The following is an 8,949-nucleotide window of genomic DNA, read 5'->3' as shown; positions in this document are numbered from 1 at the left end:
CCCTGGAGCGGTACCTCGCCGAGTACATGGACATCAACACGTACCGGGAAGCGGTCGGCTACCTGGAGCAGGAACGCAACGACCCCCGCAACCAGTCCCGTTCAGGTCTTCAGGGTCGCCCGCAGGGGGAGGTCGCCGGCGCTGCGGCCGGCCAGGACCGTGTACGCGCCCGGCTCCAGGACCCAGGTGCGGGCCTCGGGGGACCAGTACCGCAGGGCCCGCGCGGAAACCGGTACGTACGCCGTCACTCGCTCCCCCGGCGCGGCCTCCACGGCCGCCCAGCCGGCCAGCCAGCGCACCGGACGGTCGACGGCCGAGTCGGGCCGGGCCAGGTGGAGCTGGACCACCTCGCGGCCCCGGCGGGCACCGGTGTTGCGGAGCACGACGGGGATCTCGTACCCGTCGGGGGCCGCTTCGGGCGGGCCCAGGTGCTCGTACGCCCAGGTGGTGTAACCGAGCCCGTGCCCGAACCAGTACGCGGGGGTGCTGCCCGCCCGCTGCCACGCCCGGTGGCCGATGTGCAGCCCCTCCTCGTACGGGAGGACCCCGCGCGTGGGGCGGGTGGTGCGGACGGGGGCGTCTGCGAGGGTGGCGGGCCAGGTGGTGGGGAGGCGGCCGCCGGGCTCGGAGCGGCCGAGGAGGACATCGGCCAGGGCGTGGCCCCCCTCCTGCCCGGGGAACCAGGTGAGGAGGACGGCGCCGGGCGCCGCGCGCCAGGGCAGCTCGACGGGCCCGCCGGCGTTGACGACGACGACGGTGCGGGGGTTCGCCCGGACGACCTCCCGCACCAACTCGTCCTGCGGCGACGGGAGTCGCAGGGTCGACCGGTCGTGCCCCTCGGACTCGGCGCCTTCGGTGGTCCCGACGACCACGACCGCGGCCTCGGCCTCGCGGGCGGCCTCCACGGCGGCGGCCAGGGCTTCCGCCGGGTCGGGGGCCGGCGGGGCGGCGGTCAGGACGGTCGCCCGGCCGGTCCCGGGAGCCAGCTCGCGGCGGGCGAGGACGTGGACCGGTGCGCCCGCGGTGAGGCGGACGACGGCGGTGTGCTGAGGCGGGCGCACGTGGACGACGGCCGGGTCGTCGGTCTCGGGCGGGAACGTGCCGTGGAGCACGCGCGCGCCCTCCACGGCCAGGCTCAGCGTGCCGAAGCCGCCGACCCCCAGGGTCCACGGCCCGGTCGTGTCGGGGTGGAGGACGGCCGCCAGCTCGACGGTACGGGCGCCCGGGGGCAGTTCGGGCTCCAGGACCCGGCCCGAAGGCTGGTGCGCGCGGTGCAGTACGGTCCCGGCGGCGTCGAGGACGCGCAGCCGTACGCCGGGGGCGCCGGTGTCGGGGTCGCGGGCGTACGGCGCGCCGAGCGGTGCGGGCCCGCAGGCCCCCTCCGGGGCCGGGCCGGGCTCGTACACGACGCGGACGGCGGCGGGGAGCGCCGCCCGCAGCCCGGCGAGCGGGCTGACGACGGCGCCCGGGAACACCTCGGAGCTGCCGCCCCCCTGAACCCGGGGTGCCGCCGCGTGGACGCCGAGGACGGCGAGACTGCCGAGCTCCCCCGGGGCCAGGGGCAGCAGGCCCCGGTTCTCCAGCAGCACGAAGCTCGCGGCGGCCGCCTCGCGCAACTCCCGGCGCACGGAGGTCTCTTCGGGCACGGGGAGACCGGCGATCCCCCCGCGGCCCGGGCCGGCACTCCCGCCCGGGACCGGGGCGGCGAGGGCGCCGACCCGCGCCGCGAGACGGAGCAGGCGCCGCGCCTTGTCCCGTACCGACTCGGCCGGGACCACCCCGCGCTCCACGGCCTCCACGAGCGCTTCACCCCACGGCCCGTCCGGCCCCGGCATCAGCAGGTCCTGCGCCGCGCGGGCCGAGGCGGCCGTGGACCGGCCGGCGCCCCAGTCGGAGACGACCACACCGTCGAAGCCCCACTCCCCCTTCAGCGGTTCGGCCAGCAGGGAACTCTCCGTCATGCCGACGCCGTTGACCCTGTTGTACGCGGACATCACCAGCCAGACCCCGGCCCGTACGGCGGCCTCGAAGGGGGCGAGGTACAGCTCCCGGAGCACCCGCTCGTCCACCCGCGCGTCAAGGGTCAGCCGCTCGGTCTCGGAGTCGTTGGCGACGTAGTGCTTCGCCGTCGCGGCCACGCCCCGCGACTGGATTCCGCGCACGAGGGCCGCGCCGGTGCGGCCCGCGAGCAGGGGGTCCTCGGCGCAGCACTCGAAGTGGCGTCCGGCGAGCGGGCTGCGGTGCAGGTTCAGCGTGGGGGCGAGCAGCACGTGGACCCCCTTGCGGCGGGCCTCCTCGCCCAGCAGGACGCCGAGGCCGTACACCCGGTCCTCGTCCCAGAGCGCGCCGAGCGCGCTGGCGGAGGGCAGCAGTGCCGAGGTGGAACCCTCGTCCCAGCCGGGTCCGCGCACGCCCGCGGGGCCGTCGGAGAACACCATCGGGCGCAGCCCGACGCTCGGCTCGCCGGGGGTGCGCCAGGTGTCGGCGCCGGTCAGCAGTCGGACGCACTGCCGCAGATCCAGTTTGTCCGCGAACAGCCCCGCGTCAGCGCTCTGCCCGTCACCACCGGCGCCACCGCCACCGCCGCCACCGTCGCTGTCATGCACGCCTGTCGACCCCTTCGCACCGGATGCCGGAAGAGCAGCTGAGAGCCGGGAGAGCGCTCTCCCCCATGATCGAGGCGTATGAGGGAACCTGTCAACGCCCGTTCCGTCCCGTCCACTTGTCAGACGCCGACGGGAAAGCACGCCTGGAACGCAAGCCTCGCGTCCGCCCCCTCGGCGACCCTCCCGAGCACCTCGTCCAGAGCGAGGAAGGCAGCCCAGCGCTCCTCACCGGCCGCCCGGGCCAGGTGCCCGGCCAAGAGGTCTTCGAGCTCGGGGACCCGCTTCCCCTTCCACACCGTGTCGGCGACGCTGACCAGCAACTCTTCGACACTGACGCCTGGTTCCCCCCACGTGGCATGGGTGGCGGCGAACCCGGCCCGTGCCGGGCCGAACCCGTGGGCGAGCAGCAGCTCGCGTCCCGCGGGCTCGTGCGCGGAGCCGGGCCCACTGAGTTCCCCGGGGTGCACGGCCTTGCCGATGTCGTGTGTCGCCGCCCCGAAGAGGACGTCCGCACGATCGAAGCTCAGCCCCGGGCAGTACCCGGCCAGCCAGTCCGCCAGCTCGTACGCGACGTCGTGGACCAACCGCAGGTGCGCCGCCAGGCGGGGCGGCGCGGCCAGTGTCCTGAGCAGAGCCGACACCTCGGGCGGCAGCGGGCGCACCGGCGGCTCGCCCGGCGCGGTGAGCGCCCGCGAGAGGAGGTCGACCCCGCGGTCCGTGGGGGTGGGGGTGGGGGTGCTCTTCGGTACCGGTTCCATCAGAGGAGTGTGCACGGGCGGTGCGGGCGGGCAGGCCGGGCCCCCGCAGCCCTGGCGGGAGGGCGCGAGCCGGAGCCGGAGCCGGTCACTCGTACTCCGTACCGCCCTTGCGGGTCAGGTACGCCGGGCTGACGGCTTTCGCGATGGCTCGACCGCCCAGCACCGGGCTGTACCGCTCGGCCTTCGGCCTGATGACGACCCCCTCGCGCAGGTGGAGCCGCCGCCCCGACACGGCCTCGCGGCCGCTGGCCAGCTCCAGCACCGTGCCGAGTTCGTACGGCCCCTCGTACAGCCGCGGAACCAGCGGCAGTTCGCCGTCGGCCAGGACTTCGGCCGGGTCCAGCCACCGCACCTGTCCGTCGATCTCGGCGGAGACGTCGAAGACGGCGTACCCGGGCGGCGCGTCGGCGGCGCGTACGTCGGTCCCGTACGCCAGGTCCTGCACGCCCGCTCCGTACACCTCGCCGAAGATCCCGATCCGGGTCGCGCCGAGCCGGGCGGCGAGAGCCGCGGCGACCGCGGGGACGCCGTGGCCGCGTACGGCCCGCCAGTACAGGTTCCGCTCGTCCTCCTTGAGCGCCAGGCCCTTCGAGCCGAAGCCCTTGGAGGAGACCAGGGACCGTTCTCCGTCGACGACGTAGGTGAACAGCGAGGCGGTGCCGTGCAGTTTCTCCGTGAGGACGACCGGCTCCCCGGCCTCGAATATGTCCGGATACCGCTGGAGGTTCTCGATGTCGACCCACGACATCAGGTCCGGGGCGGACTCGACGTCACCGCTCATCGTCGTGGGGACGGGCGGCGACCACTTGGTGATGCCGAGCAACTCCGCGAAGTCCGTGCCCAGCTCGGCGGCTCGGGCCAGGTCGACGTCCGCGAGGGCGCGCGGCCGGCACACCAGCCCCTGGGAGATCTCGCCGCGCAGCCGGACCGCCTTGACCCGGTCCGCGGTGCCCCCGGCGAGTTTGCCGGTCAGGCCCAGTTCCTCGATCAACTCGACAGGCAGAACGGCTTGTTCGGGGATGTAGAGCGCGAACTCCCCGCTCTTGTAGGTGCCCTTCGCGACGACGGCGCGATAGAGGCCGACTTGGGCCAGTTCCAGCGCGTCGGCGTTTCGATGCTCGTGGACGGTCAGCTGTTCGGCGGTGACCCGCAAGGTCGACATGGGGAGGCTCCTCGTACGTTTCGGTCCCGGCCGGCCGCACGCCCGTCCGGGCGGCGCGGCTCGGCGACGCCTCCACTGTCGTCCGCCGATTTTGCCTGGTCCAGCGCATATCGTGGTGCTACTCTGCCGCGTCCCGGCGATCACGGCCTGGGCCTGGGGTGTCTCGCGGCCGGTGGCCAGGTCCCGGACCCGTGCGGTGCCGTCCCGCCCCGCGGCGGCCAGCAGTGCGGCCACGCGCCGGGCCGACGGGCGCCGCTCCGGGGCCCCTTCGAGCGGCGCGGTGAGCAGCGGCGCGAGGGGACCGGCGTGCCACGGCGGTGGCGGCGCGTCCTGGCTGAGGAGGGCGGCCGGGGAGGCGAACGGGGGTCGTCCCTCCACCGTCGCGGGCAACGTGGCACCGAGGGACCACACGTACGTCTCCGGGCCCACCGGCCTCCCTTCCCCTGCTCGGGGGAATGAACAGCGGAGTACCCAGAGCCTGCCCCGTGACGGTCATTCTGAGGACGGCGTCGGCGACGGGGACGATCCCGAAGTCGGTGAGGACGGCACGGTCCCGGGCCAGCCCGATGTTGTCGGGCTTCACCTCGCGGTGAACGAGCCCTTGGCGGTGCGCGTGGGCCGGCGCGTCGGCCACCTGTGCTCCGATCGCGGCGGCTCGCCGCCGGGGCAGCCGTCCGTTGCCCGCGACCTCGGCGGGGAGCGAGGGGCCCTTGAGGAACCGCATGACGATCCACCGAACACCCCCCGTCGAACCACGTCGTACACGTGGACGATGCCTCGGTGGTCGAGCCTCGCCGCTTCCTTGATCGCGACAGCCCGGTGGAGCGTCTGATCGAAGCCGCGCCACACCCGGCCGCATCCGCCCTGGCCCACTGGCTCGTCCAGGCGATACCGCGCGTCCACATGGCCGTTGACGCCACTCGCCGTGGTTCTCACGACGCGTACCACCGAAGCGGCGCGTGGATCACCGCTCGGCCCTGCCCGCGACGGCCGACGGGCGACCCCGACGGAGCACGCCCCGCACCTGGGGCACGTCTCTCCCTAGTCGAACGCCGTCCGCGTGGCCGGGCCGTAGATGCCCTTCGGGTCTCCCGTGATGCCGCGGTCGTTCTGGAGCTGGGCCACACCGCGCCGGGTCTGGGCGTCGTAGACGCCATTGACGGTGACGTACGTGAACCCCTGCCCGTGGAGTCGCTGCTGCAGGGCGCGCACCTCGGCACCGCGGTCTCCCGGGCGCAGGGTGCCGTCACCGGCCGGCTGCGGCACGGCCGAAGTGCTCGCCGGGGGCTTCGGGTCCCGGCCGGCGGACGGACCGGCTGCCGGGGAGGCGGACGCGGATCCGGCGGGGGCCGGGGTGTCCCGCGTCGAGGGGGTCGCCTCCGGTGCGGCCCCGGTGGTGGGGCCGTCGGCGGCGGAGGCGTCAGCGGCGGGGCCGTCGGCGGCGGCGCCCGGGTTGCGCTGCGGGAGCACCGGCACGGAGAGCCCCGGCGGCCGTACCGACCGGTCCGGTTCCGGGTCGGGCCCGCCGAGCAGGAGCACCAGTCCGCCCGCCACGGCCAGCACGAGCAGGGCGAGGAGGGTGCGGATGGCTGCCGGGAGCCTGCCACCACGCCCCCGCCCCGGGCCGGAGCCGGGGACGGGGACGGGGCCGGGGCCGGGGCCGGGGCCGGGGCCGGGGCCGGGGCCGGGGCCGGACAGGCCGTCGGGGTCGTAGCCGGAGGCGGGGCCCGTCCCGAGGGCGGGGCCCGGGGCGGTTCGGGTGCCCGGGATCGGTCCGGGGTAGGTGACCGGCCCGGTCTGCGGCCAGGCCGGCCCCGTCGAGCCGGACGGGCTGCCCGAGGGGGCCACATAGGGGCGTACGAGAAGGTGATCGTCGGGCACGGTCCGGCTCTCATGGAAGGCGTGGAGCATCATTGTCTCCCGTCGGGAACGGGGGCCGGCACCGCGGTGCGGTACGGCCGTCCCCGCCCCCCGGTCAGGCCCTGCGGCGCCGCGCGACGAGGACCATGGCCGTTCCGGTGGCCAGTACGGCGCCGCCGCCGACCGCGAGTTCCACCGTCACCACGCCACCACCCGTACGGGCGAGGCCACCGCCGGGGCCGCCGCCCCGGCCCTCGATCCGCGGCCCGGCGGAGGCGCTGGAGGCGGCGGAGCCGTCCGGTGCGGCCGTCGGCGCCCGGTCCGGCGCCGTACTGCTGCCCGGAGCCGCCTCAGACGGAGACCCGGACGGAGACCCGGACGGGGGCACCAACGGGCGATCGGCCGGGGTCGGGCCCGTGACCGTACCCGCCGGGTCGGGTGTTCCGGGGGCCGCGCCGGGCCCGACGGGCTCCGGAACGCGGGGCAGGCAGCCGCTGAAAGGGTGGTGACGGGTGCCCGCGCCGCCCGCGCCGGTCAGCGACCGGGCGATGACGGAGCCGTTCACCGGACCGTCCCCGGTACCGAGGTCGACGTCCGCGTCGGGAGCGAGGATGCTGCCGGGCCAGGCCGCCGCGCCGTCCTTCACGACGCGCGCGGCCCCGGGAAGGTTCCACAGCAGTTTCGAGCGGATCACTCCGCCCGCCGCGCTGCCGGAGGTGCTCTCCGGCACCTCGCGTCCCTCCCTTTCGTCCCACAGCAGGAAGCGGGTGGCGCCCGCCGTTCCCTGCCGGTATCCCGCGCCCTCCACGGTGATCACCGTGGTCGCGCCGACCGGGACCGCGAGCCGGATCTCCGCCGCCTTCTCCAGTTCGGCAGCGGGGACGACGAAGCTGTTGTACCGGACATCGGTCCCGGTGAACCGGAGACTCGCACCCGTCGCGCCTGTCGAACGTGTCGCGCCCGTCGAACCCGTCGGCCCAGTCGGCCCATCCGCCCCCGCGAGCCCCAGCGGCCCCAGCGCCCGCCACTGCGCGGCGGATGACTGGCCCGCTTCGGCGAGGGCTGCCGAGACCCGGCGCAGCGCGGCGAACTCGGCCGCGAAGTCGACGGGCGACGGGCCCTCGGCGATCGTGCCCGCAGGCGCCTCGGCGCGGCCGGCGAGGGTGCCGCCATGGACGCCGTTCCCGTGCAGCACCCGTACCCCACCGGTGACATCGCCCGCGACGATCAGGGCGTTGCCGCCCGGGAGCGCCCGCGCCTCCGCGGCTCCGAGGTCCCGGCCGACGGTGGAGCCGCCGGGGAAGCCGGCGTTCCCGCCGACCGCGACGGCCCCCGCGGCGCCCCGGCCGCCCGGGCCGCGCCGGTTGTCCCCGGCGGTGAACTCGCCGTAGCGGCCCGCGATGGCGAGTACGTCCGCACAGCCGGCCGCGGCCGGGTCCGCCTGCTCCCGTACGGCCGCGGAGGCGGGCGGCCCGGAGGCGAGCGCTCCGAGCAGGCCGGCGATCGTGGCCGCGGCGGCCAGCGACGCGCGGGCGGGTATCCACATGTGAGGCATCTCCGAAGTGCGGCGCAGGCGGTGCTGCTTGGTCGGCGCACTCTTTCCCTCCGGGATGCCCCGGGTCAAGCCGGATGCCCGATCCACCCGAATCCACCCGCTCTGTCGCCATGAGCCCTACCGCGCCGCCCCGCCCGTCAGTTGGGGATCCCGTCCCGTCGACGGCCCGACGTACCCCACACCGTCACGGCGGCGAGGAGCATCGGGCCGGTTCCGCCGAGGGGCGCGGCGGGCGCGCAGCTCCCCTCCAGACGAGCCCGCCGAGCAACGCGCGCGCGGCGATGGCCAGATGCGGCCACGACCTCCACGACCGCCCTGACCGCCCTGAGCCATCTGGGCCATCTGGGCCATCTGGGCCATCTGGGCCATCTGGGCCAGGGCAGCGCCTCGTTGGCCGCCCGCACCGACGTGATCGTCCGGCTCCGCAGGCTCACCCGCACCGCGCCGTACGCCGGCCGGCCCACAGGCGCGCACCGCGCGACAGGAGCCGTGGAGCCGTCGAGCCGTGCCGGGCTCAGCGGCTCTGAGGGGCACGGCGGTGCGGGCGAGCCGGGGGCGCTCCTCCCCCGCCACCCGTACGGTCGTACCGCTCCCCCGCCCGCTCCGGTAGTTCCCGCCATGGGAACCGGGCCACCGGTCGGGGCCCGTGTGCGGGCGTCGCCGGCCGGCCCGCGCGGGGGCGGATCGTTTCGGCACAACGGCCCCCGTCACCCGGACGCGTGAGCCGCCGGATCCGGCCGGCCCGGCGGTACGGCAAGGTGGTCGGATGCAGTTGCGCCGGGCCGTGCCCCTCTCCCTCGTCGCGCTCCTCGCGAGCGCCGGCTGTGTCTCCGTCGGCCCGGACTCCCCCGTCCATGTGCCGGTTTCCTTACCGCCCGTCGGCGCCCCCGACCGGCCGCCCGCGCCGTCGGCCCTGCCACTGGGGGAATCGGCGCGTTCCTCGACGAGGCCGGGCCGCAGACCCCGGTCGGACTGTGCGCCCAGTACACCTCGACCTTCGACACCCGC

General features: G+C 76.0%; 6 protein-coding genes. All 6 read right to left on the bottom strand.

The genetic code is table 11. From position 1 onward, the window contains the following. Nucleotides 1-101: 101 nt before the first annotated feature. Nucleotides 102-2,537, bottom strand: a complete 2,436-nt coding sequence (locus ABT106_RS29140; RefSeq protein ID WP_351283266.1) for a glycoside hydrolase family 3 C-terminal domain-containing protein — start codon at nt 2,535-2,537, stop codon at nt 102-104. A gap of 188 nt (nt 2,538-2,725) precedes the next feature. Continuing rightward, entirely contained in the window at nt 2,726-3,364 is a 639-nt protein-coding gene (locus ABT106_RS29135) for an HD domain-containing protein (protein WP_351283264.1), read from the bottom strand. Between the two features lie 85 nt (nt 3,365-3,449). Beyond that, the gene (locus ABT106_RS29130; RefSeq protein WP_351283261.1) at nt 3,450-4,526 is read right to left on the bottom strand and encodes an RNA ligase (ATP); all 1,077 of its coding nucleotides are present in this window, start codon (nt 4,524-4,526) and stop codon (nt 3,450-3,452) included. 118 nt (nt 4,527-4,644) lie between these two features. After that, complete coding sequence (locus tag ABT106_RS29125; RefSeq protein WP_351283259.1) at nt 4,645-5,250, bottom strand: protein kinase domain-containing protein; 606 nt, start codon at nt 5,248-5,250, stop codon at nt 4,645-4,647. A gap of 317 nt (nt 5,251-5,567) precedes the next feature. Further along, nucleotides 5,568-6,407, bottom strand: coding sequence for a peptidoglycan-binding domain-containing protein (locus ABT106_RS29120; protein WP_351283257.1), 840 nt, complete (start codon nt 6,405-6,407; stop codon nt 5,568-5,570). 94 nt (nt 6,408-6,501) lie between these two features. After that, nucleotides 6,502-7,932: a choice-of-anchor A family protein gene (locus ABT106_RS29115; RefSeq protein ID WP_351283255.1), complete on the bottom strand. Its 1,431-nt coding sequence runs from the start codon at nt 7,930-7,932 to the stop codon at nt 6,502-6,504. Nucleotides 7,933-8,949 lie beyond the last annotated feature (1,017 nt).

The organism is Streptomyces sp. NPDC002044, from assembly GCF_040296725.1.
Taxonomy (GTDB): Bacteria; Actinomycetota; Actinomycetes; order Streptomycetales; family Streptomycetaceae; genus Streptomyces; species Streptomyces antarcticus.
Note: the sequence above shows the minus strand (reverse complement) of the source record. Positions and strands in the feature narration are given on the sequence as shown.